Genomic DNA, 26,349 nt, shown 5'->3' with positions numbered 1-26,349 from the left:
TCTTTCTTTATGACCTTTTGTAGCTGTGAACTCCCTTTTGGGCTTATAGAATTTTTCTATGTGACCTTTTAAAGATCCGAACTCCCTTTTGGGCTTATAGAATTTTTCTATGTGACCTTTTGAAGCTCCGAACTCCCTTTTGGGTTTATAGAATTTTTCTATGTGACCTTTTTCTTTCCTCTAGCTCCATTCAGGCTTATAAAATTCCCTTCTTCACCATCACCCACTCAATTTAATCTTTTAAAATTTCCACCAGCAATGCTTTTTGCGCATGCAGTCGATTTCCTGCCTGATCGAAGACGACGGAATGCTTTCCGTCTATTACTTCTGCGGTTACTTCTTCATCACGATGAGCCGGGAGACAGTGCATGAACAGGTAATCTTCTTTTGCAGTCTTTAGCAATTCAGCATTTACCTGAAAATCTTGAAAATCCTTTAATCTTTTTTCGTTCTCGCTTTCCTGCCCCATGCTGGTCCATACATCTGTGTAAATCACATCTGCATCAGCGACAGCATCTGAAGGAGATTCTGTAATAACAAGCTTTGCACCGCTCTCGGATGCATAACCTTCACAAAGCGATGTAATTTCAGAATCAGGGAAATACCCTTTTGGACATGCAAGCGATATGTCCATGCCAACTTTTGTGCAGGCGATCATCAACGAGTGAGCGACATTGTTGCCATCCCCGATATATGCAAGCTTAAGGCCTGCCAGCTTGCCCTTTTTTTCGTATATCGTCATTAGATCGGCCAGTGCCTGGCAAGGGTGATACATATCGGTCAATCCATTTATGACTGGTATATCTGCATGTTCTGCCAGTTCCTCAATCGCTTTATGAGAAAATGTACGGATCATGATGCCATCAAGATACTGAGAAAGGACTTGAGCCGTATCGCTTAGCGATTCACCTCTCCCCAATTGAAGATCATTTCCATTTAAATATAATGCGCTTCCTCCAAGCTGGATCATGCCGACTTCAAAGGATACCCTGGTACGAGTCGATGATTTATCGAAAATCATTCCGAGAATTTTTCCTTTTAAAGGCTGGTCAAATTGTTTTTTCAAGGTCTTCTCCTTCAGCAAAAGCGCCTTTTCCAGCAATGCCATAATCTCAAATTTTTCTAAATCAGCGAGTGTTAATAAATCCTTCCCTTTTAAATCGATCTCCACCTGCTGCAATGATGTCATTTTATAGTCACTTCCTCATTATTTTCTGTCAGCCATTCATCCAGTGATTTCACATTCCAATCTTCCACGCTACTGCTTTCTAAAAATGCAATTAAGGTTTCTGCATGGGTCAATATGATTTTTCGGTTTTTTACTGCCCACTCCCTTAAAGCGATGTCCTTTTCCGTTGCTCCAGGGCAGTAAAGTGCAGAGATCTGGGTATAGTCAGTGAGGTAATCGAAATCAACAAGAACTGCAGATGGGAACTGGTTCGTCATTTCAAATAGAACATTTTTGTCAGCAAAGGCAATCGGGCCTTGAACATTCTTTCCATTTATCGAATGGAAGCTTTTATTGATGGCTTCTTGAAAAGAAGATCCGATACTAATACCCTCGCCTGTAGAAATCATCTGCGGACCTGTTTTACTATCAAGCCCTTTCAATGCGAAATTCGAAAACACTGGATGTTTAACGCAGACAAAAGGCGAATCAGAATCTAGCACGATTTCGTCTTTCGACAAAAAGTATTTCCCGAGCAATATTTTTGTCGCTTTATTCACTAAATCAACTCCGGCTACCTTGCTAACGATCGGCATAGTCCTGCTTGAACGCGGGTTGACTTCGAGCAAGTACACTTCGGTTCCTTTCACAATGAATTGGATATTCATTAACCCTTTGTATTTAAGTGCGCACACGATTCTTTTTGCATAATCTGCCATCAACTTTTTTGTCTCCTGGGGGAAGCTTTGGGCAGGGAGTATACAAAAGCTGTCGCCCGAATGGACACCGGTTTTTTCAATATGTTCTACGATCGTGGGAATTAAAACATGCTCACCGTCTGCAGCGAGATCAAGCTCTGCCTCCCTGGCCTCAAGATACTGGTCAACCAGGATTGGAAATTGAACTTTCCCGCTCTCCATTACCCTTTTCAATTCCTGGTGATTTTGAATCACAACCATATTCAGCCCGCCAATAACATACGACGGCCTGATCAGCACCGGATAACCCAGGCGCTCGGCTGCATTCTGCAATTCTTCCTGATTCGCGGCTGTCTCTCCTTTTACTCTCGGGATTTTCAGTTTATCCATTAACTGGTAAAACTGATCTCTGTCCTCAAATACATCGATTGTCCCGGAGCTCGTTCCTAACAGTTCTATCCCTTCTTCTTCGAGCCCTTTTGCTAGATTTAAAGCTGTCTGGCCTCCCAGCTGAACAATGACTTCATGAATGCCTTCCAGTTCGATCACATTCAAAATATCTTCCAGGGTTAATGGCTCAAAATACAGGCGATCAGATGTCGCGAAATCTGTACTCACTGTCTCGGGATTATTATTGATCATAATTGTTTCAACATTTTCTTCCTTAAGAGCAAATACACCGTGAACAGAGCAATAGTCAAATTCAACTCCTTGCCCTATGCTGATTGGGCCGCTGCCAATGATAAGAACCTTTCGCTTTCCACTTTTAGCCGCCGCCTCATTTGCTCCGAGATAGCTGGAGTAAAAATAATTGGAAGCTGATTCAAATTCAGCAGCACATGTATCAACCATCTTATACACCGGCATGACCTCGTATTGTTTACGGAGTTCCCGGACTTCTTTCTCTGAAACATCCCATATTGAGGATAGAAAAGCATCGCTGAATCCTTTTTCTTTCAAAACTCTAAGCTCGGAAGCAGTAATTTCCTCAAAGTTTTGGTCTTCAATCTTCTCCTCCAATTCAATGATTGATTTAAATTTCCCCAGAAAAAATCGATCAATTTTTGTTTCTTCATGCAGATCCTTGATTTGTTCGCCCCTTCGCATCAGCTCCAGCAAAGCAAAAATACGCTGATCTGTCTGATTTGCTGCCAATCTGTACAGCTCTTCAACGCTAAAATCCGCAATTGCAGGAAGCTTCAAGTCCATTGTTTTGATGTTAAGTGACCGGACGGCTTTGATGAACGCTCGTTCAAAGCTTCGGTCAATGGCCATTGCTTCACCAGTTGCCTTCATTTGTGTCCCGAGGGTCCGGTCTATTTGGGGGAATTGTTCAAACGGCCATTTCGGGATTTTCACTACAATATAATCCAGAGCCGGCTCATAGCTGGCAAAGGTATTGCCTGTTACTGGATTTTTTATCTCTGCCAGGCTATATCCGACTGCCAGTTTTGCTGCCATGCGGGCAATCGGGTATCCTGTCGCTTTTGAGGCCAGTGCGGACGAGCGGCTGACCCTTGGATTTACTTCAATCAAGTAATAATTCTTGCTATCTGGGTCAAGGGCAAACTGGATGTTACATCCGCCGACGATTCCTAAAGCAGAAATGATTTTAACAGCTGAAGTTCTGAGCATTTGATACTCACGGTCTGTCAGCGTTTGGGAAGGAGCTACCACAATGGAGTCCCCAGTATGGATGCCGACCGGGTCAATATTCTCCATATTGCATATGGCGATACAGGTACCTTCTGCATCCCGCATCATTTCATATTCAACTTCTTTAAATCCGGCAATACTTCTTTCAACAAGGCATTGATTGATTGGGCTCTCATTTAACCCGCCTGAAACAAGGGAAATCAAATCTTCCATATTTCCAGCAATTCCCCCTCCAGTGCCTCCTAATGTGTAGGCTGGGCGTACAATCAGGGGAAAGCCGATTTTTTCTGCAAAAGCAACAGCTTCTTCAACTAATTGGACAATCTCGCTTTCTGGTACAGGTTCATTCAGCTTATGCATCAGGCTCCGGAATGCTTCCCTGTCCTCCCCTTGCTTGATGCTCGCCACTGAAGTGCCAAGTACTTTCACACAATATTTTTCGAGGATTCCTTCCTCACTCAGTCTGAACACCAGATTAAGACCTGCCTGGCCGCCCAGTGTGCCCAGAATGCCATCTGGCCGTTCACGTTGAATGATCTTCTCCACGCTTTCTACCGTCATTGGTTCAAAATAGACTGCGTCTGCAAAAACATGATCTGTCATAACGGTGGCCGGATTATTATTGACAAGGATGACCCGATAGCCTTCTTCCTTAAGCGCGATGCAGGCCTGGGTTCCCGCATAATCAAATTCTGCCGCCTGGCCGATGATGATCGGACCAGAACCTATTACCAATATCGATTTAACGCTAGTATCCTTAGGCATAGCTGACTTCTCTCCGCTTTCTGTATTTTACTGTGTTGATGAATTCTTCAAATATGAAAATGCTGTCTTCAGGTCCCGGACTTGCTTCAGGATGGAACTGGACTGTCATCAAAGGCAGTTTTTCGTGATAAAGCCCCTCGATCGACTGGTCATTTTTGTTCAGGAAGCGTATTTTTAAGCCTGTGTTTCCCAGGCTTTTTTGATCGACCATATAGCTGTGGTTTTGTGATGACATGAATACACGGTTTCCTGTGACGTCGAATACAGGCTGGTTTGCTCCACGATGTCCGAAAAGCATCTTTTTCGTATCCGCTCCGAAAGCAAGGGCAGCAAGCTGGTGGCCAAGACAGATTCCTAACACAGGGTAGTATTCGGCTGCTTTCCTGATCTCCGGCAGCTGATTTATCAACTCTTTCGGGTCGCCCGGTCCATTGGATAAAAGCACCCCATCAGGCTTCAGTGCAGAAATTTGTTCAAAGCTATAATCATAAGGCACAATTGTAACCAGGCATTTTTGTTTTACGAGATAGTCGGCTATCGACTTTTTGAAACCATAGTCTACCAGTACAATATGTGTATTACCCATTCCGATTGTTTCGGGCGACTTGATTGAGACCTCTTTCACCTTAAGGCTGTTAAATGAGTCAAAGTAAGAATCACATTCAGGCCGGTTCGATAATATTGCGGGCATCGTGCCCTTTTCACGGATGTTTTTTACAAGCTCACGAGTATCTACATGTTCGAGGACAGGAATATTCCATTTATCGAGATACTCTGTAAATGAATAATTAGCCTCATAATGATAGGCCTCTTTTGCAGCTTCGCAGACAATCACGGCTGCAACATGCGGTTTTTTGCTTTCAAAATCCTGTTTATTTATGCCATAATTGCCGATCAAAGGGTAAGTGAACACAATGATTTGGTTCTTATAGGAAGGATCCGTCAGTACCTCCTGATAACCAGTCATCCCTGTAAAAAATACAATTTCACCGGCTATTTCCTCTTCGCCTAGTAAACCAGGCAGCTGTCCCTCAAACGTCTTGCCGTCAGCCAGATGCAAATATCCTTTCATCAGTCACCTCTCCAGTTGGATAAAAATTTATTTAAATTAATTTTTATGCATTTTATATTTAAAAATATACAGCTATGAAGCTGTTACAGTTGTCTTTACTATATTATCTTTCATTATTAAGACAGCCTTTTCAAGCTCTTCAGCACTTACACTTAGTGGCGGGAGAAGCCTGATGACCTTTTCTCCTGCAGGCAAGGCGATTAATCCCGACTTCCTCAATTGTGCGAGTATCGGTGGGGCCGCAACAGTTAATTCGATTCCTGCCATTAAGCCGAGGCCTCTAATTTCTTTTACTGCTCCTAAACTGCCAAGCTCCTTATCCAGCAGTTGAAATAACAATTCCCCTTTGGCGGTGACCTCTGTCAGGTACTTTTCGTCAAAGATGATGTCCATTACAGCTGATGCTGCGGCTGTGCTGATTGGATTCCCTCCGAATGTAGAGCCGTGGCTTCCAGGCCCGAAATGTTCTGCCAGTTCCATTTTTCCGATTGCCGCCCCAATAGGCAGGCCATTACCAAGTCCTTTAGCAACCGTTATGATATCTGGTGAAATATCGAAGTGCTGAAAGGCAAATGGCTTTCCTGTGCGGCCGATTCCTGTCTGGATTTCATCTACAATAAGCAGGACCCCATTTTCTGTGCATATCCTGGAGGCTTCTTTTATAAAATCGGCAGTAACGACATGAATTCCGCCTTCCCCCTGGACCATCTCGATCATGACTGCCGCTGTATCGGAATCAATTTCTTTACTTAAAGCTTCCAAGTCATTGAATGGAAGGTGTATAAAAGTTTCGAGCATGCTGCCGAAACCCTGCTTGATTTTCTCCTGACCGGTAGCTGCCATGCCTGCAAATGTCCTTCCGTGAAATGATTGAAGGAAGGTAATGATTTTAGTCCTGCCAGTCGCTTTTCGTGCCATTTTTATTGCCGCTTCATTTGCTTCTGCCCCGCTATTGGCGAAAAAAACATAGTCCAAGCCAGATGCTGCCGCAAGCTTCGTGGCCGCTTCTTCCTGGATGGATTGCGGAAAAAGATTTGATACATGCCAAAATAATTCGAGCTGCTCTTTGACAGCCTGTTCAACAGCTTCAGGTCGATGACCAAGATTGCAAACACCAATTCCCGAAGTGAAATCCAGATATTCACGTCCATCTTTAGCGTAAATAACAGTACCGCTCGCCTTCTCAGGCTCGATCTCCCATCTTTGATACGTAGGGAATAAATGACTCATTTTAACACTCCTTCTTCAGCTGCTATCGCGGTGCCATACCAGCAGTTATTCTTATAAAATGGCTTTTTGCCAGAAATGATCATCACTTTCTCTATACCAGCAGCTGTTGCGGATAATGCCGAATTTACCTTTGGTATCATTCCGCCATATATACTTCCATCAGAAATATAACCTTTTATTTGACGTTCGTTAACTTCGCTGATGAGCTCCCCGTTGACCAGGATACCATCAACATTGGTCACAAAAGCGCAACGCTCTGCTTTCAAAGCTTTTGCGACAGATGCAGCGGCATAATCACCATTGATATTCAGCTTGCAGCCATCCTCAGCAATCCCGATTGGAGTAATGACAGGAATATATCCATTCTGTACCGCCATCATGATCAGGTCGGTATTGACTGTGTTTATTGTCCCTACATAACCCAGCCCTTGTTTATCGATATAGTCAGCCTGCAGGCATGAACCGTCACTTCCATTAATGCCAAGCACCTTTAGTCCCTGCTTTATGAACATGCTGCACAGCTGCCTGTTCGTTTGCCCTGAAAGGACCAATTCAACAATCCCCATTGTTTTTTCACATGTCACCCTAAGTCCATCCTTAAAGTCCGCAGCAATATTATATAAATCCAGCATCGAATTAATTGCTGGCCCGCCGCCATGGACAATGACCGGAAAATAACCGTCCTTCATAATTTCTTTAAGACTTTCAAAAAAACTGTCATTAAGCTCCTCCATCACACTTCCGCCGCATTTAATGACTACAGTTTCCAAAGAATCCGCCCCTTTATGTCCGATAGCTTGCGTTAATTTTCACATAATCATAGGAAAGGTCACAGCCCCAGGCCATTCCTCTTCCCTCACCGAGATGAAGATCAACAAAAATATCTACCTTGTCATTCTGCAGGTACTCTCTGGCTATTTCTTCATCGAAAGCAATAGGAGTACTTTCTTTCAGCATGATGATTTCTCCCAGCGAAATGTCGACCGTTTCTGAATTTACCGTCGCCTGGCTCTGGCCAATGGCCCCAATAATCCTTCCCCAGTTGGCGTCCGCACCATATACAGCGGTCTTCACTAAATTTGAGCCCGCAATCTGCTTGCCAATCATCCGAGCCTCTTCATCAGATATTGCACCCGATACAGATATCTCAATCAGTTTGGTTGCACCTTCTCCATCCCTTGCAATTTGCTTCGCAAGGCTGGCACAACTTTCTTTTAACAAGCCGATAAAAACCGGCCAGTCTGGATGCTCAGGGTTCAATGGATGATTCCCGGCAGCGCCATTTGCCATTACCAGTACCATATCGTTTGTCGAGGTATCACCATCGACAGTTATCTGGTTGAAAGTTGTGTTCGTTACTTCTCTGAGCGCAAAAGTCAGATCGGCACTTGATATATTTGCATCAGTTGTTAAAAAACCAAGCATTGTAGCCATATTCGGATGGATCATCCCTGAACCTTTTGCTGCTCCTCCTATTGAGACTGTCATACCATCAATTTCAGCAGAATAACAAGAGTGTTTCATTACAAGGTCGGTTGTCAGGATTGCAGTCTGAAAGTCGTTTGCATCTTTGGCAGCATCCCCGACAGCCAGCTTTGCGATACCCGCCTCAATTTTATCCATTTGCAAATATTCGCCAATGACTCCTGTGGAAGCTACAGCAACTTGGTGTTCAGCAATACCTAATTTCGCTGCTGTCAGCTCTCGCATCTTCAAAGCATCCTTGTAGCCCTGCTCGCCTGTGCAGGCATTCGCACAGGCACTGTTTACAACAACTGCCTGTAAAATTCCTTCCTGGGCTATGCTCTCCTGTGTAACAACCAGTGGAGCAGCCTGGAAATGGCTTGTCGTATACACAGCAGCGCAGCTTGCAGGTGTATCGCTTACAATCAGTCCTAAATCAAGCTTGTTATAGCGTAAGCCGGCATGAATTCCGCCACATTTGAATCCCTTTGGAGTCAAAATTCCCCCGTCCGCAATTGCTCTGATCACTTTTTCGTCAGTAAAAGCCTGGTACATATAATCCTCCTTTATGGATACAGGGGCATCATTTCGAGTCCCGCTGTTTCCTCCATTCCAAACATGATATTTGCGTTCTGGACCGCCTGCCCTGCAGCGCCTTTCATTAAATTATCGATGACTGAAACAATGGTGAGCCTTCCAGTCCTGCTGTCGGCATGCAAGCCGATATCACAATAATTCGATCCTTTAACCTCTTTAATCGCCGGGAAAATCCCCTGCTTCCTGACCCGAACAAAAGGATGCTGCTGATAGGTCTCCTCATACAAATCCAGTAATCTCGAAGTATTCCAATCTTCTTTTAAATTCACATACATGGTAGTCATGATTCCTCTCGTAACCGGAATCAAGTGGGTGCTGAAGGTTACCGTCACCCCTTCACCATTCCAAAGGCTTAACTGTTGTTCGATCTCAGGGATATGCTGATGTTCGTTGACTTTATAAATTTTGAAATTTTCGTTTAACTCTGCGTACAAAGTTCCTATTGAAGGTGATCTTCCTGCCCCGGATACACCAGATTTTGCATCGATAATTATGCTTTTCGGGTCAATCACTTTTTCCGTTAAGACTGGTGCCAGGCCTAGTAGCGCAGATGTCGGATAGCAGCCGGGATTGGCAAGAAGGGTTCCATTGGAAATCTTCCCCCTGTTCCATTCGCTAAGACCATAAACTGCTTCATTTAAGATCCTGTCTGCAACTGGTTCATGTTTATACCAGTTTCTATAAGCCTTTGAATCTTTTAATCTCAGGTCTCCGGATAGGTCGACCACTTTGATGTTTTTGTCAATGAAAGCTGACACAAGGTCTCCAGATACTCTCGAGGGGGTAGCCAGGAAGACAATATCCGCTTCCGCACTGATTTTATCAGGATCTATCTTGGTAAGTACTTTGTCAAAAATGCCAGTCAAATGTGGATACTCTGCAGATACGGGCTTTTCATCACGAGTGGTATGGACAGAGTGTATGGTGAAAAATGGATGATTGTTAAGAATACGGATCAGTTCCCCGCCTCCATACCCTGTTGTGCCAATGATCGCTGCCTTCACTTTCTTCCTCCTTTCGAAATGCATAAATAAACATTTATGTTTATAAATATTAATAAATTTCTTTTTATTATAAAAACTAAATCATCAAAAGGCAACTAATTTATTAACAATATGTGAACTTTTCACAATTACGTTGCCGATTTTGTATGCTTTACAATATAATTATATTAATTATCAGATACGGACGGGTGTATAAATCCCCATAAATAAGGTGGTATTCAGATGTTGACAGCAGCAACCTTGTCACCGAATATGAATAAGCTGTTTGAAAAAGTCCATAGAATCAAGAATATTGATAAAGGCAGCTTCCTCTTTGAAGAAGGGAATCATGCAAATGAGCTATACATTATTCAAAGCGGAAAATTCCAAATCAGTAAAATAGTACCGGACGGCCGTGAATTAACTATCAGAATGTGTTCTGCTGGTGAATTGATTGGAGAACTGGCATTGTTCAGTCCAGCCTCCCAGCATATACTGACCGCCAGATCTTCAGAAAGCGGAAGTGTTGCGGTCATTCAGAAGGATAGGTTAGAGGCAGAAATTGCCAAGGATAGCGGATTGGCGCTTGAACTGGTTAAGTGGCTTTCCCTGCAGCACCGTAAGTCGCAAACAAGAATCAGGGATCTTGTCCTGCACGGAAAGAAAGGTGCACTATACTCTACCCTTATTCGAATGGTGAACAGCTACGGAGTAAAAACAGAAGATGGGCTGAAAATAGATGTACCTCTGACTAACCAGGAACTCGCAAACTTCTGTGGTACATCCCGTGAGGTCGTAAACCGGTTATTGAGCGAGCTAAGGAAGAAAAAGATTATCTCCATCGATAAAGGTTTTATCACTGTACACGCCCTCCATCGCCTGAAAAGGGAAATTGACTGTGAAAATTGTCCAGTTGAAATCTGCAATATCGAATAAATAAGCCGCCAAAAGATTGGCGGCTCTACTTTTTTATAGGATTACAAACAGCATAATGACGAAAAACAGGACTGCGTTCAAGATTTCATATATTCCCACCTGCATGACCGTGAGCGGCTTGCCGTAAAATAGGATTGCTCTGAGCAAGCTAGGCACAGCAGCAATAGCGACGATTGCTTCTCCGGCTGCCAGCCACAATACGGGGACCACAAAATGATAGGTCCAAGAAATCAATTTGAATTGATTGTTCTTTTTTTCACGGATCATCGTTTTTACATAGAATGTACTGCCGACGAAAAATAGAATCGTTGAGCCAAAAACCAGAATGGCATGCTGATTGATTTCCGCCCCGGGCAAATAACTGCTTGCCAGGCCAGCAATTGAAAAAACTATGATGGCACTTAGATCATTCATCAGTGCCCTGTCTTTATTTCTTGCTGAAAAAAAGGCATTGATGATAAAAAATGGAACCATCGCAAATCCAAAGAACACAATGGATGGTGTCGTGAATAGCGGAATCATCAAAAACGCTAAAGCTGGCAAAATGTATATAAGGGCCCATTTGCGGTAAAACGGGATTTTCTTTTTCTTGAATATTAAGAGGAGCGGATATGTTCCTAAATATAATAATAGCCATCCAATAAAGAACGGGATATGCTGCCAGACGATTCCACTTGCTGCTGCTCCAAGCCAGAAAGGGATGATCAGCATCGCCCAGGCTCCATGCTGTTTTGGCAAAAATAAATTCATTAATGAACACTCCCTTTTGTTTCCTATCTTTACTATAAAGCAGCAGGGAGATTGTATAAGTGAAACACATCACATTTTGTCGGCATTGCTTTCAAATGACACCGAACTGTCAAAAAACCGGCCATAAGAAAAGCGTAAATCCTTATGTCAGAGCTGCTCAAAGCTGACACTTATCACAATAAGATACTTTTCACAAGCACACTCAGGGATAAAAATGGCCATGCGCGAATATCTAGAGGTGCAATACCTTCCCCCTCAACAAAAATAAACTGCACCCCACTGGTTAATTGTTGCCAACCAATGATGTGCAGTCTATCAGCTTATCCTCTTTTTTCAACATGTATTTTCAGATAGATTTTTTTCAAATAATGATGGGGCTTCATTAAATAATAAATTTCCTTTGTGAATGCCAGACTCAGCAGGAATAAGAACACAACGATAAAATGAACCGTTGAGAGAACAGAAATATCCAGAATCAAGCTCATGTCTGGCTGAAGCTGAACCAGACTAATGAGCCACCTTAACAACAAGACTGGTTCGTCAGCCAAGCTGCTTGACGTTACGATGGCGATTCCAGTTGCAGTACTCGCAGCCATTAATATTTTTACCATTACTATCAGCAGCCTTCCTGCTTCCGTTCTTGCCCCCTCATCACTAGACGCATCATATTGCCAGACAATGCCCATTCCTACTATTGCTACTACTGTATATGGATATACAATCCATAAAAACATGTGCAGCATTTCCATTGCTCTCACCTCACAAAAAATCCACAAACATGAACTCCATTAACATTCTAACCGGCTAAGTGTGAAGTGACAGTGACAAAAGTCGCCCCTTTGACAAAATCATGAACTTTTAAACAATAAAACAGGTGGAAAGAGGGACTTTCCACCTAAACTTGACTGAGGACATATTCAAGAGTCCAATTCACTCCCTTGTCTTCCTCCATATGAAAATTCGGTAACGGACAATCTTTTAACTGAGCAGCCAGCTTCTGGTCTCGATAAAAGATTGCCTGGATATTCGAAAGACGGTCCAGTAATTCTAAATCTGCTTCATCTCTAAGAATAACAGCTTTAGGATAAGGCTCAGTTTTGTAACCTTCTATCAAAATTACATCAGGCTTAAAACAGGTTAAAACCTCTATCTCCTCAGCCAGGGACCATTGTCCTTTCTCAGCTTGAAGAACCATCCTGCCTCCGCCTTCCACAAGGGAGACAGCCGCGCCTGCGTGCACATGCCGGCCAGAATCCTTTGTCTCCACTATATCCGGCTTGCCTCCGTGTCCATGGTGTTTAACCGTTGCAACCCTCAGGCCAGCCTGAGCAAGTTGCTGAATCAACCTAAGGCTAAGTGTCGTCTTCCCGCTGTTCTGGTATCCTGCCAATTGGAACAGTACGGGTTTTACCAAGGCCATTCACTGCCAACATGGTCCTCAAGCATGAGAACTTCTACCTCAGTACCTTCTTCAAAGCCTCTTGTTCCTCCCGGGAGGATCATGAGTGAGTTTGCGCCGGCAAGGCTCATAATGATATTGGATTTATCAAGACCGCTCGGGGTTACCACCAGCTTCCCATTTTGGACTGAAAGCGCACTTCTTACAAATCTTGTGAAAGGATTCGCTTTAGGGAAGTTGGCGTCAAGCACTGCCTTTTCCTTTCTTAGATGAGGCTTCCCGGTAAACAGCATGGTCCTGATAATCGGCCTGGCGAATAATTCAAATCCTACGTAACAGGCAGAAGGGTTACCAGATAGGCCAAAGAGCAATTTGCCATCAAGCTGGGCAACCGTCGTTACGCTTCCTGGCCTCATTGCCACCTTATTGAACAAAACTTCCGCTCCGAGCTTTGCGTAAATTTCCGGAAGATAATCATAATCTCCCACTGACACTCCCCCGGTTGTAATGAATAAATCCACTTCTTCGATAGCTTTGCTGACTGCGTCAAAGCATGTATCAAAGTCATCTGGAAGCTGGCCAAAGTATCTTACTTCTGCTCCTGCACGCAGAATTTGAGCAGAGATCATATAGGAATTACTGTTGCGGATTTTTCCAGGTTCGAGCGGTTCATCAACATCAAGCAGCTCTGTTCCAGTGGCATAGAGCCCGATCACTGGTTTCTTAGCAACAGGCACCTGGGCATACCCAAAAGTCGCAAGCATTGCCTGGATACCAGGATTGATAAATGTGCCTTTTTTGACGAGCACTTCCCCTTCCTTCGCATCCTCCCCGCGATAAGAAATATTGTCACCTTTATTATGCTTGCGTTTCGTTTCCATGTATTTTTTACCGTCACGCTCATTTTCTTTTACCAATTCAAGCATGACAACAGCATCAGCCCCAACAGGCATTTGCGCGCCTGTCATGATCCTGACAGCCTGGAAAGGTCCAAGTTCTTTATCTGTAAGCATACCTGCCCCGATATGGTCCACCACTTCAAATTCCACAGAATGGTCTTGTGATGCTTCCGCTGAATCGACCGATCGGATTGCATACCCATCATATGGCGCCCTGTCAAAATGCGGGACATCACTGGTTGCTTTCAGGTCTTCTGAAAGATAGCGGCCATAGCTTTCATTGATTGATACGTATTCAATGGCGCCCTTCTTTTTATGCTCCATAACCCTTTTAACGGCCTCTCCTATAGGAATGGGATTCCTTCTCTCTAACATATTATCAGCTCCTATTGCAGGCTTATCTAATGATCATCTTTTACATTATAAGAGTAATGTAAAAATGAAAACATAACAAACCTCACAGTATTCTATCAAAAATATTTTCTTAAAATATGTAGAATTTTTGTGAAGTGTGATACACATCACCAAGTAGTAACAACATTTCCTTTATGCTGAGAATGTAAACCGTATATAAGCTGTCTTGCGTAAGTTTGTTGCTTTTCATTCTGCCCTTCCAACATGATTCTACAGATTACGGGCTTATACAAGAAAACTGCTCACTGGAATACGACCATTTTTCGGGAAAAGCTGCAACGTTTACGGAAAAAGCCATATTAACTCATTTTATTGGAGGTTTTTTACATGCAAATGCCTTTTAATCAAAATTCACTAGTCAAAGATATTGTCAATATATTCCCTCAATCCAGCGATTTATTTAAGAAAAACAGACTCGATTTTTGCTGTGGCGGGAATCGTCCGCTTTCAGATGCTGCGATAGAACAGAACCTAGATGTTCCTGCGCTGATGAATGAATTGGAGGAGCTGTACAAGAAGCACAATGGCAAGGCCGAAAACATGGAGGTTTGGACCGAGAGTGATTCTGAAGAATTGATCGAGCACATCAAAAATAAATACCACCGTGAACTGGAAGAAGAATTAAAGATGCTTAGCCCCTATGTAACCAAAGTTGCAAAAGTCCATGGTGATCGCCACGAAGAATTGTTAGAAGTGTATGAACTTTTCTACGAATTAAAGAAGGAGCTTTTGGAACATACGGCCAAAGAAGAAGCTGCCGTATTCCCGCTTCTTCTCCAGCTGGAAGCAGAAGAGGATGAAAAACGAGCTGAAATGGTTGCCGAAATTAAGGCGCTTGAAAAAGAACATGACCATGCAGGCTCTATTCTTAAACAATTGCGGGAAATTACAGGCGGCTTCAATCCGCCAATCGATGCTTGCGGAACTTACCGGTTAGTCTATAAACGACTTGAAGCCCTGGAATCACACACATTCATGCATGTACATCTTGAAAATAATATTCTATTCCCTAGATATATTGCATAGTAAGGAACTTCATGAATTATTATGTAAAAAATGACCCCATCCTTCATGATGGGGTCATTTTTGCTGAATCACAATGCACCTGAAAACAGACGAGCAAAGGATTCTTTCGTTCTTTCCCAGAGCCCGCGCTTATGATATTGGACCGCTCTGATTTTCTCAGAATCATTGAGATCATCCTCATAATGCGCAACAAGATCCCTGATCGAGCTTGTTCCAAACAGGAAGACATTCACCTCAAAATTCAGATGGAAACTCCTCATATCCATATTGGCCGTTCCAATAGACGCGATATTCCCATCCACAATGATAACCTTCTGGTGCAAGAACCCCTTTTTATAAGAGTATATTTCAGCCCCATTCCGCAGCAGCTCTGAAAAGTAAGAGCGGCTGGCGTACTGTGTAAGGAAACTATCATTGATTTCCGGCACCAGGATCCTCACCTCAATCCCCTTGGCGGCAGCTACACGCAATGCAGTCCGGATTGCTTCATCTGGAACGAAATAAGGAGTAGCAATCCAGATCGACTTTGTTGCACAGGACATCATGGTGTAGTAAAAATCGCTCATGATACCTTGCTGTGTATCCGGGCCGCTTGGCACCACCTGGATAGCACCATCCAGTTCGTCGTTAGTATGCGGTTTTTTCTGGGCCACATGGTTGTCAAGGACCTTTTCCCCACTGACATATTCCCAATCAAGCAGGAAGACATTGTGAAGAGTGTAAACAGCCTCTCCTGTCAGCATCAGATGGGTATCACGCCAAAACCCTATTTTTTCATCTTGACCCAGATATTCCACCCCAACATTCAATCCACCAACAAACCCAATTTCCCCATCAATGATCACTATTTTCCTGTGGTTCCGAAAATTGAATTTTTGATTGAAGAATCCATACTTAAGGGGAGAGAACGGGGAGGCTTTAATGCCTGCATCCTGCATATCCTTAAGGTCTTTTGCACCCATCTTCATGCTTCCGGCAGCATCGAACATAAATAAAACCTCGACACCCTGCTCTGCTTTTTCGATCAAGATATCGATAATTTCCCGTCCAAGACGATCAGATCTGAAAATATAGTATTCCATATGGATGAATTTTTGCGCTTCCCGTAACTTCTCTTTTATCTTGGAAAATGTCTCTTCTCCATTTTTCAGTATTTTTGCCCGTGAAGCGGTTGTAATCGGAGTCAATGTGGCATTCTTTGCATATTTGGCAAAGCATAGCTGGTTTTCTATCAAAAAAGAAAGATCCCTCGACTCTTCCTTCCTCATCAGCCTTTCCCATTGATCACGATCCCGGGTACGCTTGCTTTTATACAAATACCCTTTTAAGTACAGCTGCCCGGAAAATAAGTAGAAAAAATACCCTGCAACAGGAAATAACAGCATCACATACATCCACATCAGTGTGTGCTGCGGCGAACGGTTCTCGAGCATCAAAGAATAGATGCTGATAAACAAAATCAACGCATAAATCACTATCGCCCCAATTTTTATCAATTGGCCGTAAGCTGTAAAAAAAACAATGTACATACACGCCATTAAAATAAATACAAATAAGAATTCGATTCCTCTTTTTAACATTCAGGTATTCTCCAACAAAGTTTATCGTAGTTTCATTTATATACCCATACTCTCTAACATTGGAAACATAGTATGCCCAAAATACAAATCATTGTTTTATTTTGGAGGGATATTTGTTAGTCAGCAGAATTAACCTGGCGGTGGTTGAATGGTTGAGAGATTAGTTCATTTTATCGGCCAAATTCTGAAACTTATCGGCCGCAATTCAGGATTTATCGACCACTTTTGCGAATATATATCGGCCAGATTTGTGAATATATCAGCCACTTGTTCACTTATATCGCCCACCTGTAAAAAACTGTTGCAGTTTTATGTGTTGGCGGTATCAGTGAGTGGTCCGCTTGAAAAAAAAAGACCCCCGAAGGAGTCTTTAACCGCCAATATAGGACATTTCGATTTTCTTTCTATTCGCCACTGTTTCCGCTGTCCGTTCATCTGAATACCGGTCCGTTCTATGGTTCCATATATCCGTAATGCGATTGCGCAGCTCATCGTCTGTAGCACCGGCACGCATGAAATCGCGGATATCATGGCCATTTCCGTTGAATAAGCAGGTGAAAACCTGTCCATTTGCCGATAAACGTGACCTTGTGCAGCTGGAGCAAAAGGACTCTGATACGGATGAAATGAAGCCGACATTGATATCCGTATCCTTGTAACGGTATTTTTTTGCGACTTCTCCAAAATAATCAGGATCCACTGCTTCCAGTTCATATTGTTGACTAATCATTTCATGGATTTGCTTCTTCGTTATGACATCATCCATTTTCCAGCCATTCGTGCTTCCTACATCCATGTATTCAATATAACGAAGCTCGAGTCCTTCCTTCTTGCAAAATTCTGCCATCGGAAGGATTTCAGAATCATTCAGGCCTTTTTTGACGACCATGTTGATTTTAACGCCCAAACCGGCCTTTTTTGCCGCCTCGATTCCCTTGAGTACTGGTCCTACCCCTACATTCCGTCCATTGATTTCGCCGAACAGTTCGTCCTTTAAACTATCCAGACTGATATTGACACGCTTCAAGCCAGCTGAATACAACTCTTCTGCATGTTTAGGAAGCATGACACCATTTGTAGTCAGGGCTATGTCCTGAAGTCCTTCAATCTGGTTCAGCTTTTTGACAAGAATCGGCAAATCCTTCCGCATTAATGGTTCGCCGCCTGTAAGCCTGATTTTTTCCACACCAAGTTCTATGAACATTTTTGCCACTCTTTCAATTTCTTCATATGACAGCAGTTCACTCTTTGGCAAAAACGCGAAGTCAGGTCCAAAAATTTCAGCAGGCATACAATACTGACAGCGGAAATTACATCGATCTATAACAGAAATACGCAGGTCGCGCAGCGGTCTATTTAATTGGTCTTTAATTATGCTTTTTACCATATGTGTCAACTCCAATTAAAGAAGTTATGATTATTGACATTGTAACAAATACAAACATTGTTAACTGTTAATATTCTCACAGTAACATCAATAGTCCTCTTTTAAAATAGTAGATTTTACCCTTACACCTATATTACAACATAAATACTGCCAGGATAGTGTTTTTATTAAGAATTGTCACTATGTTGTCATATTATCTAAAAAAGAAGGCTGCATCAAGGATTTGATGCAGCCTTCTCCAATTTATTGTTTTCTTTTGGGGATTTCACTGAACATGCCGACAAAGTGTTTGATTTCACCAGCTTCATTTTTGACAGGACTGATTGTCAGCCACTCAGGGTAAACGGTGCCATTCTTCTTTTTATTCCAGATTTCCCCCTGCCAGGAGCCCTTCTCTTCTATTGATTTCCACATCTCCTCGTAAAAAGCTTCACCATGCTTTCCTGATCGCAGGATTCTTGGATTTTCTCCAATGATTTCTTCTGCTTTGTAACCTGTTACGGTCGTAAACGCCGGATTAACTTTTTCAATCGTGCCTTTTATATCTGTAATCATGATTCCCTCAGCTGTATGGTCAATAATATTTTTGGCAAGGTTCAATTTATCCTGATAGTACATCCAGATAACGATGATCAAGCTTGCCAGCGCTACCTGTGAAAGTGCCATGAAGCCTATAGCATAATGCCCTGTGAGGTTGAACAGGAATGCGAGCATGAGCGGCGGGAAGAATCCTCCCAAACCTCCCATTGCTGAAACAATACCATTTACGATCCCTACTTGTTTGGAAAAATAAAGCGGGACAAGTTTAAAAATTGTTCCGTTGCCGATTCCTGCACTGATTGCTACCACAAGACATCCAATTGTATAAAGAGTCAGGGAAGGCGTGAAGGAAAGCAATATCCCTGAGATGGTCATGCCGGCAAATACGACTATCAAAATTACAAACGAATTGAATTTATCACCTAGCCATCCGCCAATAGGCCTAAAGAATGTCGCGAGAGCAATGAATCCAGCTGTCCGGAAACCTGCATCCACTTTTTCCAGCCCAAAGTGTGATACAAGGAAGTTCGGAAGGTAGATCGTGAAGGCAACAAATGACCCAAAGGTTAAGAAGTAGAATAAGCACAATGCCCAGAGCTTCTCGTTCTTGTATACACTTTTAATTTGTTCCGCCAAAGGTGTGACAACTTTTGGTTCATTTTTATCTCCCAGGCAAAAGTTCAGCACTGCAAATGCAATCATAAGAATCATGTAAAGCCTTACTGTCGGCTGCCAGCCAATTCCCGCCGCAATGACTGGTGCTGAAAAGGTGGTGACCGCGGTTCCAAGGTTGCCCACCCCATAAATTCCGTTGATAAAGCCATGGCGTTCTTTTGGATAGTACTTTGGCAGCGAGGTTACACCTACAGAGAATATGGCACCGCCTATTCCAACCAGCAAGCCGCCTAACAGCAGGTCAATAAAGGAATCTGCCAGACTGATAAAATATACCGGAAACAGGAGGAAGGCAAAGCTGACAAAAAACAGTTTTCGTGCTCCATACTTGTTTGTCCAGTAGCCAATTGGGATTCTCAGCACTGAACCCAGAATAACAGGGAGTGCTGCAACAACGGCAACCTCATTAGCAGACAACTGAATATCTTCTTTTATATATGGCATCAATGATGATAGTATGACCCAAACCATAAACCCAGCAACTAGGCTGAGCGTTTGAAGCGGCAGCTGATGTCTTTGTGTTCGCATGATTTTTCTCCCTTCTTGTTTACTTCGAGGAAAGTTCCATTGCCTTAAATAGTAGAAAAATTGCAAAATTTCCGCTGTGCAAAACTTCACTCCTGCTCCTTTGTTCAATAAACTGTCACAGATGTCTTTAAACATCAGAAACAACTGCCTTTTTTATCGATATAATATACATAGATCGATTTTGTTTCTAAAATGTGAACAAATCAAACCTAGATTGTGACGAGATTTTGACAATTCCATATACCTCATTTAGTTAACACTATGCAGGTGTTATTATTGGGTCAACAAATAAGAGATACGGGAAAAAAATCTAAAAAGGGTGATGACCATGCCAAATACAACTAAAGTGACTCATTCAATTGAAATCAAAGAATTACTCCAGTTTGCTGACCGCACATTCAAGGTTGAAAAGGGAACCTATTTATTCCAGGAAGGTATGGAGGCGGAGGAGCTTTATTTAATTCTTGGCGGTAAGGTCCAGATCAGCAAGGTCACCCAGGACGGCCGTGAGCTTGCCTTAAGGATTTGCGGGGAGAATGACCTTTGCGGGGAATTGACCCTTTTTACAGATGCACCAAAATATTTGTTAAGCGCATTGATCCTTGAAGATGCAAAAATCGCGGCGATCCGAAAAGACGTAATCGAGAAAGAAATTTTCCATAATCCATCTCTTGCATTTGAATTCATGAAATGGATGAGCGACCACTTCCGCAAAACACAGACAAAATTCCGTGATTTAGTACTCAATGGGAAAAAGGGCGCTTTATTCTCCACTTTAATCAGGATGACTAATAGCTATGGTATCCATAAAGATACAGGCATTCTAATAGACCTGCCTTTAACAAATCAGGAGCTGGCCAATTTTTGCGGCACATCACGTGAAAGCACCAACCGGATTCTGAATGAACTGAAGCGGGAAGGAATCATCTCCATCAAAAAGGGGAAAATCCTTGTCCATGATGTGGATTACCTTCGCCAGGAAATCGGCTGTGAAAATTGCCCGGCAATCTTCTGTTCAATCGACTAATAAAAAAAACGAGTGGAGCTCTAATCGATTCCACTCGTTTTTTTATGAAGTTCCATCCGGTTTGGCAAGAACTGCTTTTTTGGCTTTCCTGCTATTTTTTCGCTAATCTGGCTTTCCGGCCTTTTTTCCGCTATTTCAGCTTTCTTGCTTTTGTTTTCTCAGTGCTTTCGGAATATATACGCAGAACGGTTCACTCTCCAGGTAATCCCCTGTCATGGCATATGCCCTTGAACGAGACCCGCCGCATACATGCCTGAACTCACAAACCCCGCATTTACCTTTGAATTCATCTGGATTCCTCAATGACTTGAACACAGGTGATTCCCTATATATATCAGCAAGCGGCTGTTCGCGTACATTCCCCGCTTTAACGGGCAGCAAGCCGCTCGGATAGACGTCCCCTATGTGTGAAATGAATACAAAGCCATTGCCATCATTGACACCTTTTGGCGCCCGGCCAAGACCATCAATGGACCCTGTCAATCCTTCCTTTGTCAGGGCAGTCAAGTAATCGATTTCTTCAGTATGATTTTTGGCCTCCCGCATCTTTTGCTGGATGACCACCCGTCGATAGTGCTGAGCCGCAGTTGTTTTAATATCGAATTTCACCCGTTTACTGAGATCATAAAGCCACTGGAACACTTTTTCATGCTCAACAGGAGAAATCATGTCCTTTTCCTGGCCACGACCTGTCGGGACAAGGAAGAAAACACTCCATAGGACACAATCTAAGTCCTCTACCATCTTTGCCATCTCATCTAAATATTCAATATTATAACGGGAAATTACAGTATTGATCTGAATCGGAATTTCCAGTTCATGCAAGTATTTGATTCTTTCCATTGTTAAATCAAAGGAGCCAGCTGTTCCCCTGAAGTGGTCGTGGACTTCTGCGGTTGGGCCGTCGATGCTGAAAGCCCAGCGTGAAAGCCCGACTGTTTTCGCTTTTTCAATGGCTTCTTTCGTTACATTAGGAGTCGCGCTTGGTGTCATTGATACGCGGACGCCCTTTTTCACCGCGTACTCAGCAATCCCGAATACGTCCTCCCTCATCAATGGGTCGCCGCCTGTAAAAACTAGCATTGGATTATTCATTTCGTATATTTGATCAATAAGCGCCTTCCCTTCTTCGAAAGACAGTTCACGAGGATCTCTTCTATATTGTGCCTCCGCACGACAGTGCAGGCATTTCAATTGGCAGGCTCTCGTAAGTTCCCAGATCACAATGAATGGGTCTTTATTAAAATCTCTATCAAACATGAGTGGCGCCTCCTTAAATACTTCTCTATACAAGAAGTATATAAGTGTTACCAACATGTTTAAGTGAACTAACTCACATAAGCGGGTAAGATTTGCCCTATTTGTTTGACAATTTTGTGACCTCTGACCGGGATAAAGCATAAAAAAAAACAGCAGGAAGGCTCCTGCTGTTTCTGTCCCACTTAATCCCTGACACCCAGGGCTATTTTAGCGTAACGGGACATCATGTCTTTTGACCATGGCGGATTAAAGACAATGTTTACTTCAGTATCTTTAACCTCAGGAAGATCGGCAAGTGCCAATTTAACCTGCTCAACGATCGTGCCGGCAAGAGGGCAGCCCATTGAAGTCAGGGTCATGGTTACAGTGGCTAGCCCTTCTTCATTTAAATCCACATCATATACAAGCCCTAAATTAACGATATCAACGCCAAGTTCAGGGTCAACGACCATCTCAAGCGCACCCATAATGCTCTCTTTTAATTCTTCATCCATCGGTGAACACTCCTTTTTTATAGCTGTACCTATTTCTATCATAACAATGATTCATTCGCATTTAAAGCGGTAAGGCGTTAGATATGTTTTGCAAACCATTCTGCTGAAGCCATTACACCTGCGTTTGACACATTGTGTCCAGCATGCTCATCGGTAATGAATTCAAACATTCCATCTGTTCCCTCATAGTTTTTCCGGTTTTGCTCATAAAAATGATAAGCGGCTTCATATGGTACAACAGGGTCCAATCTTCCGTGCCAGAATAACAGCGGCCGTTTATCCAGCTTTTCAGGCTGTTGGCTGAGGTCATATTGCTTTAGTTGATTCAGCAAACTCGAAACCTCTTCTTTAGATAAGTTGATTTTTATATTTCTTTTTTCAATTTCATTCAGCTGCCATAGAGCAAACTGTTCAAAAGAAGGATTACCCATCAGACTGACGCCCGCCTTGATCCAGTCATATTTTGCCATGGCTCCTAGCGTAGTAATGCCGCCCATCGATGTTCCGGCAACACCTATCCTGGTGGGATCAACAAGTCCTTCCTCAACCAGCTCATCCTTGATCAAAACAAGCTCTTCGATCGAGTTCATAACAATTTCCCAAAAGCGGAAGCTCAGTTCTTTTTCTGAAAACCCCTCACCGCGGCTCCCATGATATTTTGCCTCGGGCAGGATGACTCTGAAACCTTTTTCAGCATATAGATAGGCGTAATGCATGTTTCGTTCTTTAGTGCTAGTAAAGCCATGCAAAAAAACAATCAGCGGCATTCTATCTGAAAATTGATTTTGTTTTACGATATGGAGAACGGGAATATCTTGAATGTGTTTCTTTTCGACTAAAATCACTGTTAAACCTCCAATTGAGCGGACCGACATTAAATTTACCGGACTTTTAAGTATGTGATATGATTTTTTTACAATTTAACTGTAAAATGGTTACCATAGTGGTAAGAAGGACTATTAACCCTTATTCAATATATGTATTGTAGAACTCTTGTAAAAAAAGAGCCAATCATATGCATGATTTTAAAAATTAGAGATAAGAAGGAGCATTTATGACTGAGAAACATTTAATCGCTTTAGACTTAGACGGTACATTACTAACAGATGATAAAAAAATATCCGACAGGAACAAACAAGTCATTAAAAAAGCCCGTGAAGAAGGGCATGTGGTGATGATCGCTACGGGGCGACCATTCCGTTCCAGTGAGATGTATTACCATGAGCTTCAGCTTGATACACCGATTGTTAATTTTAATGGAGCATTTATGCACCATCCGCTGGATAACAACTGGGGAGTACACCACTCTCCTCTATCAATCGATGTTGCCAAGGATATCGTTGAGGCGCTCGATGATTTTAAATTTTACAATATCATTGCCGAAGTGATCGATGATGTGTACGTCCACTACCATGATGAAAAATTAATGGACATTTTCAATATGGGGAATCCAAATATCACGACAGGTGATTTGAGAAGGTATTTAAAGGCATCCCCAACAAGTATGCTCATCCATTCAGACGAGGAGCATGTACGAAAAATCCGCGCTCACCTATCAGAGGTCCATGCAGAAGTAATCGACCACAGAAGTTGGGCAGCACCGTTCCACGTCGTTGAAATCGTCAAAAATGGCCTGAATAAAGCTGTAGGGTTAAAGAAAGCCTCGGATTATTTCCAGATTCCAGCTGAGCGAATCATTGCATTCGGCGATGAAGATAATGATTTAGAAATGCTTGAATATGCAGGCCGGGGAATTGCAATGGGAAATGCAGTTGCCGATGTAAAAAATATCGCGAACGACATGACACTGACAAATGAAGAAGACGGAATTGGTGTGTATTTGAACGATCTGCTGAATTTGAAGGCACTATAATAATGTGAAACAAAACGCCCGGAGAAGATTTCTATCGGGCATTTTTGCTTTTATGACTGGCCTGTTTGTCCTATAGAATGGAGTTATCGGACATTCTTGCTTTACAACCTGTTCCGTTTGTCCGATAGGCTGTCTCTATCGGACATTCTTGCTTTCCTTCCTGGTCCGTTTGGCCGATAGGAAGGCTCTATCGGACACTTTGCTTATACCTCCTGGTTCCGTTTGTCCGATAGGAAGGCTGTATCGGACACTTTGCTTATACCTCCTGGTTCCGTTTGTCCGATAGGAAGGCTCTATCGGACACTTTGCTTATACCTCCTGGTTCTGTTTGTCCGTTAGGCTGGCTCTATCGGACATTCTTGCTTTCCTTCCTGGTCCGTTTGGCCGATAGGAAGGCTCTATCGGACACTTTGCTTATACCTCCTGGCTCCGTTTGTCCGATAGACTGGCTCTATCGGACATTTTTGCTTTACAACCTGTTCCGTTTGTCCGATAGGCTGGCTCTATCGGACATTCTTGCTTTCCTTCCTGGTCCGTTTGGCCGATAGGAAGGCTTTATCGGACACTTTGCTTATACCTCCTGGTTCCGTTTGGCCGTTAGGAAGGCTCTATCGGACACTTTGCTTATACCTCCTGGCTCCGTTTGGCCGATAGACTGGCTCTATCGGACATTCTTGCTTTACAACCTGGTCCGCTCGTCCGATAGACTGGCTCTATCGGACATTCTTGCTTTCCTTCCTGGTCCGTTTGTCCGATAGGAAGGCTTTATCGGACACTTTGCTTATACCTCCTGGTTCCGTTTGGCCGTTAGGAAGGCTCTATCGGACACTTTGCTTATACCTCCTGGCTCCGTTTGGCCGTTAGGCTGGCTCTATCGGACATTCTTGCTTTCCTTCCTGGTCCGTTTGTCCGATAGGAAGGCTCTATCGGACACTTTGCTTATACCTCCTGGCTCCGTTTGGCCGATAGACTGGCTCTATCGGACATTCTTGCTTTCCTTCCTGGTCCGTTTGTCCGATAGGAAGGCTCTATCGGACACTTTGCTTATACCTCCTGGTTCCGTTTGTCCGATAGGCTGGCTCTATCGGACATTCTTGCTTTACAACCTGGTCCGCTCGTCCGATAGACTGGCTCTATCGGACATTCTTGCTTTCCTTCCTGGTCCGTTTGTCCGATAGGAAGGCTTTATCGGACACTTTGCTTATACCTCCTGGTTCCGTTTGTCCGATAGGCTGGCTCTATCGGACATTCTTGCTTTCCTTCCTGGTCCGTTTGGCCGATAGGAATGCTCTAACGGACACTTTTGCCTTTCTTTCCTGCTCTGTTTGGCCGATATAAAGCCTCTATTGGACTATTTTTGCCCTGCCGCCTGTTCAGTTTGGCCGATAGAATGCCGCTATCGGATACTTGGCTTTCCCTCCTGATTTCGGTTGGCTGCTAAAAAATTGTCTGAACCTGCCAAAATCGAACGTTCCCTGAAGCGATTGTTTTTCCAGCAAAAGTGCATACTATGTTTGAAGCAGCGTGATTGTCTGTTTCAAAATTCGCTCGTAGATGGAGGGGTACAACGATGGGTAAAAGTAATAAATCCAAGCGTTTTGTACAGCAAGGGGTAGATACTGTCTCCAAGCATGATCAAAGAATCCCTTACCACACCACGTATGCCGAAGCTGAAGCTCAAAAGATGGCGAATGTCAGAGAGTCCTCTTTAGGAGGAGTCTAAATGGGAAACAGGCTTTTTCAAGAAGCAAGGAAGGCTGTTCAATTAGCCAAGACTGCGGAGCCGGCTGAACAATCTGCAGCCATCAGCACAGCGAAAAATGCTCTTTCTTCCGCTTATGCCAATACAACGATGGCGGAAAAAGAGCAGCTTAGGTCATTTCAGGACGAGCTGAATTCAATTGAAAACAAGTAACAGGCAAAGCTGG

23 protein-coding genes are annotated in these 26,349 nt (G+C 43.2%); 6 read left to right on the top strand and 17 right to left on the bottom strand.

The features are described 5' to 3' along the window. Window positions 1-232: 232 nt before the first annotated feature. The 7 genes from argF to argC all read right to left on the bottom strand — a co-directional run bounded on the left by argF (window position 233) and on the right by argC (window position 9,654). A complete protein-coding gene (gene argF, locus B5X77_RS11195; RefSeq protein WP_079508078.1) occupies window positions 233-1,189 on the bottom strand; it encodes an ornithine carbamoyltransferase in 957 nt (318 codons plus the stop codon). Continuing rightward, the gene (locus B5X77_RS11190) at window positions 1,186-4,287 is read right to left on the bottom strand and encodes a carbamoyl phosphate synthase large subunit (RefSeq protein WP_079508077.1); all 3,102 of its coding nucleotides are present in this window, start codon (window positions 4,285-4,287) and stop codon (window positions 1,186-1,188) included. The genes argF and B5X77_RS11190 overlap by 4 nt, the downstream gene beginning before the upstream one ends. Beyond that, the gene (locus B5X77_RS11185; RefSeq protein WP_079508076.1) at window positions 4,280-5,359 is read right to left on the bottom strand and encodes a carbamoyl phosphate synthase small subunit; all 1,080 of its coding nucleotides are present in this window, start codon (window positions 5,357-5,359) and stop codon (window positions 4,280-4,282) included. Before B5X77_RS11185 ends, B5X77_RS11190 begins: the two co-directional genes overlap by 8 nt. Window positions 5,360-5,431: 72 nt before the next feature. Beyond that, the gene (locus B5X77_RS11180) at window positions 5,432-6,589 is read right to left on the bottom strand and encodes an acetylornithine transaminase (RefSeq protein WP_079508075.1); all 1,158 of its coding nucleotides are present in this window, start codon (window positions 6,587-6,589) and stop codon (window positions 5,432-5,434) included. Beyond that, a complete protein-coding gene (argB, locus tag B5X77_RS11175; protein WP_079508074.1) occupies window positions 6,586-7,359 on the bottom strand; it encodes an acetylglutamate kinase in 774 nt (257 codons plus the stop codon). The genes B5X77_RS11180 and argB overlap by 4 nt, the downstream gene beginning before the upstream one ends. A 13-nt stretch (window positions 7,360-7,372) precedes the next feature. Next, window positions 7,373-8,608 (bottom strand): bifunctional ornithine acetyltransferase/N-acetylglutamate synthase, encoded by a 1,236-nt coding sequence (argJ, locus tag B5X77_RS11170; protein WP_079508073.1) that lies wholly within the window; start codon window positions 8,606-8,608, stop codon window positions 7,373-7,375. A gap of 11 nt (window positions 8,609-8,619) precedes the next feature. Further along, window positions 8,620-9,654: an N-acetyl-gamma-glutamyl-phosphate reductase gene (gene argC, locus B5X77_RS11165; protein WP_079508072.1), complete on the bottom strand. Its 1,035-nt coding sequence runs from the start codon at window positions 9,652-9,654 to the stop codon at window positions 8,620-8,622. A 222-nt stretch (window positions 9,655-9,876) separates the two neighbouring features. Between argC and B5X77_RS11160 the strand changes: the two genes are divergently transcribed. Next, entirely contained in the window at window positions 9,877-10,569 is a 693-nt protein-coding gene (locus tag B5X77_RS11160) for a Crp/Fnr family transcriptional regulator (protein WP_079508071.1), read from the top strand. Window positions 10,570-10,602: 33 nt separating this feature from the next. On the opposite strand, the gene B5X77_RS11155 is transcribed toward B5X77_RS11160, so the two are convergent. The 4 genes from B5X77_RS11155 to B5X77_RS11140 form a co-directional block, all read right to left on the bottom strand. Then, complete coding sequence (locus B5X77_RS11155; RefSeq protein ID WP_079508070.1) at window positions 10,603-11,319, bottom strand: YwiC-like family protein; 717 nt, start codon at window positions 11,317-11,319, stop codon at window positions 10,603-10,605. Window positions 11,320-11,639: 320 nt separating this feature from the next. Next, window positions 11,640-12,068, bottom strand: coding sequence for a respiratory nitrate reductase subunit gamma (locus B5X77_RS11150; RefSeq protein WP_079508069.1), 429 nt, complete (start codon window positions 12,066-12,068; stop codon window positions 11,640-11,642). A 146-nt stretch (window positions 12,069-12,214) separates the two neighbouring features. Beyond that, window positions 12,215-12,739, bottom strand: a complete 525-nt coding sequence (gene mobB, locus B5X77_RS11145; RefSeq protein WP_257391790.1) for a molybdopterin-guanine dinucleotide biosynthesis protein B — start codon at window positions 12,737-12,739, stop codon at window positions 12,215-12,217. Next, complete coding sequence (locus tag B5X77_RS11140) at window positions 12,727-13,992, bottom strand: molybdopterin molybdotransferase MoeA (protein WP_079508068.1); 1,266 nt, start codon at window positions 13,990-13,992, stop codon at window positions 12,727-12,729. The genes mobB and B5X77_RS11140 overlap by 13 nt, the downstream gene beginning before the upstream one ends. A 366-nt stretch (window positions 13,993-14,358) precedes the next feature. On the opposite strand from B5X77_RS11140, the gene ric reads away from it, so the two are divergent. Then, window positions 14,359-15,057 (top strand): iron-sulfur cluster repair di-iron protein, encoded by a 699-nt coding sequence (gene ric, locus B5X77_RS11135; protein ID WP_079508067.1) that lies wholly within the window; start codon window positions 14,359-14,361, stop codon window positions 15,055-15,057. A gap of 68 nt (window positions 15,058-15,125) precedes the next feature. Here ric and cls read toward each other — a convergent pair whose 3' ends face one another. From cls to B5X77_RS11120, 3 genes are all read right to left on the bottom strand, one after another. Further along, entirely contained in the window at window positions 15,126-16,637 is a 1,512-nt protein-coding gene (gene cls / locus B5X77_RS11130) for a cardiolipin synthase (protein ID WP_079508066.1), read from the bottom strand. Between the two features lie 370 nt (window positions 16,638-17,007). Then, window positions 17,008-18,024 carry a GTP 3',8-cyclase MoaA gene (gene moaA / locus B5X77_RS11125; RefSeq protein ID WP_079508065.1) on the bottom strand — a complete coding sequence of 339 codons (1,017 nt, stop codon included), beginning with the start codon at window positions 18,022-18,024 and terminating at the stop codon, window positions 17,008-17,010. Window positions 18,025-18,267: 243 nt separating this feature from the next. Further along, on the bottom strand, window positions 18,268-19,767 hold the full coding sequence (locus tag B5X77_RS11120; protein WP_079508064.1) for a nitrate/nitrite transporter: 1,500 nt from the start codon (window positions 19,765-19,767) through the stop codon (window positions 18,268-18,270). A 328-nt stretch (window positions 19,768-20,095) separates the two neighbouring features. On the opposite strand from B5X77_RS11120, the gene B5X77_RS11115 reads away from it, so the two are divergent. Next, complete coding sequence (locus tag B5X77_RS11115; RefSeq protein ID WP_079508063.1) at window positions 20,096-20,794, top strand: Crp/Fnr family transcriptional regulator; 699 nt, start codon at window positions 20,096-20,098, stop codon at window positions 20,792-20,794. Between the two features lie 135 nt (window positions 20,795-20,929). On the opposite strand, the gene B5X77_RS11110 is transcribed toward B5X77_RS11115, so the two are convergent. The 3 genes from B5X77_RS11110 to B5X77_RS11100 form a co-directional block, all read right to left on the bottom strand. After that, complete coding sequence (locus tag B5X77_RS11110; RefSeq protein ID WP_079508062.1) at window positions 20,930-22,054, bottom strand: TIGR04053 family radical SAM/SPASM domain-containing protein; 1,125 nt, start codon at window positions 22,052-22,054, stop codon at window positions 20,930-20,932. A gap of 182 nt (window positions 22,055-22,236) precedes the next feature. Further along, window positions 22,237-22,548, bottom strand: coding sequence for a metal-sulfur cluster assembly factor (locus tag B5X77_RS11105; RefSeq protein ID WP_079508061.1), 312 nt, complete (start codon window positions 22,546-22,548; stop codon window positions 22,237-22,239). Between the two features lie 77 nt (window positions 22,549-22,625). Then, a complete protein-coding gene (locus B5X77_RS11100; RefSeq protein ID WP_079508060.1) occupies window positions 22,626-23,393 on the bottom strand; it encodes a prolyl oligopeptidase family serine peptidase in 768 nt (255 codons plus the stop codon). Window positions 23,394-23,602: 209 nt separating this feature from the next. Between B5X77_RS11100 and B5X77_RS11095 the strand changes: the two genes are divergently transcribed. The 3 genes from B5X77_RS11095 to B5X77_RS11090 all read left to right on the top strand — a co-directional run bounded on the left by B5X77_RS11095 (window position 23,603) and on the right by B5X77_RS11090 (window position 26,336). After that, window positions 23,603-24,421 (top strand): Cof-type HAD-IIB family hydrolase, encoded by an 819-nt coding sequence (locus B5X77_RS11095; RefSeq protein ID WP_079508059.1) that lies wholly within the window; start codon window positions 23,603-23,605, stop codon window positions 24,419-24,421. 1,570 nt (window positions 24,422-25,991) lie between these two features. Then, window positions 25,992-26,144: a hypothetical protein gene (locus tag B5X77_RS23290; protein WP_176167301.1), complete on the top strand. Its 153-nt coding sequence runs from the start codon at window positions 25,992-25,994 to the stop codon at window positions 26,142-26,144. Continuing rightward, entirely contained in the window at window positions 26,145-26,336 is a 192-nt protein-coding gene (locus tag B5X77_RS11090; RefSeq protein ID WP_079508058.1) for a DUF3813 domain-containing protein, read from the top strand. The last annotated feature ends 13 nt before the right edge of the window (window positions 26,337-26,349 follow it).

This window comes from Mesobacillus jeotgali, from assembly GCF_900166585.1.
GTDB lineage: Bacteria > Bacillota > Bacilli > Bacillales > Cytobacillaceae > Mesobacillus > Mesobacillus jeotgali_A.
Note: the sequence above shows the minus strand (reverse complement) of the source record. Positions and strands in the feature narration are given on the sequence as shown.

Bases quoted from the DNA above. Each gene is read 5' to 3' on its own strand.
- argF (WP_079508078.1), bottom strand. From the start codon at position 1,189: ATGACATCATTGCAGCAGGTGGAGATCGATTTAAAAGGGAAGGATTTA.
- B5X77_RS11190 (WP_079508077.1), bottom strand. From the start codon at position 4,287: ATGCCTAAGGATACTAGCGTTAAATCGATATTGGTAATAGGTTCTGGT.
- B5X77_RS11185 (WP_079508076.1), bottom strand. From the start codon at position 5,359: ATGAAAGGATATTTGCATCTGGCTGACGGCAAGACGTTTGAGGGACAG.
- B5X77_RS11180 (WP_079508075.1), bottom strand. From the start codon at position 6,589: ATGAGTCATTTATTCCCTACGTATCAAAGATGGGAGATCGAGCCTGAG.
- argJ (WP_079508073.1), bottom strand. From the start codon at position 8,608: ATGTACCAGGCTTTTACTGACGAAAAAGTGATCAGAGCAATTGCGGAC.
- B5X77_RS11160 (WP_079508071.1), top strand. From the start codon at position 9,877: ATGTTGACAGCAGCAACCTTGTCACCGAATATGAATAAGCTGTTTGAA.
- B5X77_RS11155 (WP_079508070.1), bottom strand. From the start codon at position 11,319: ATGAATTTATTTTTGCCAAAACAGCATGGAGCCTGGGCGATGCTGATC.
- B5X77_RS11150 (WP_079508069.1), bottom strand. From the start codon at position 12,068: ATGGAAATGCTGCACATGTTTTTATGGATTGTATATCCATATACAGTA.
- mobB (WP_257391790.1), bottom strand. From the start codon at position 12,739: ATGGCCTTGGTAAAACCCGTACTGTTCCAATTGGCAGGATACCAGAAC.
- B5X77_RS11140 (WP_079508068.1), bottom strand. From the start codon at position 13,992: ATGTTAGAGAGAAGGAATCCCATTCCTATAGGAGAGGCCGTTAAAAGG.
- ric (WP_079508067.1), top strand. From the start codon at position 14,359: ATGCAAATGCCTTTTAATCAAAATTCACTAGTCAAAGATATTGTCAAT.
- cls (WP_079508066.1), bottom strand. From the start codon at position 16,637: ATGTTAAAAAGAGGAATCGAATTCTTATTTGTATTTATTTTAATGGCG.
- moaA (WP_079508065.1), bottom strand. From the start codon at position 18,024: ATGGTAAAAAGCATAATTAAAGACCAATTAAATAGACCGCTGCGCGAC.
- B5X77_RS11120 (WP_079508064.1), bottom strand. From the start codon at position 19,767: ATGCGAACACAAAGACATCAGCTGCCGCTTCAAACGCTCAGCCTAGTT.
- B5X77_RS11115 (WP_079508063.1), top strand. From the start codon at position 20,096: ATGCCAAATACAACTAAAGTGACTCATTCAATTGAAATCAAAGAATTA.
- B5X77_RS11110 (WP_079508062.1), bottom strand. From the start codon at position 22,054: ATGTTTGATAGAGATTTTAATAAAGACCCATTCATTGTGATCTGGGAA.
- B5X77_RS11105 (WP_079508061.1), bottom strand. From the start codon at position 22,548: ATGGATGAAGAATTAAAAGAGAGCATTATGGGTGCGCTTGAGATGGTC.
- B5X77_RS11095 (WP_079508059.1), top strand. From the start codon at position 23,603: ATGACTGAGAAACATTTAATCGCTTTAGACTTAGACGGTACATTACTA.
- B5X77_RS23290 (WP_176167301.1), top strand. From the start codon at position 25,992: ATGGGTAAAAGTAATAAATCCAAGCGTTTTGTACAGCAAGGGGTAGAT.
- B5X77_RS11090 (WP_079508058.1), top strand. From the start codon at position 26,145: ATGGGAAACAGGCTTTTTCAAGAAGCAAGGAAGGCTGTTCAATTAGCC.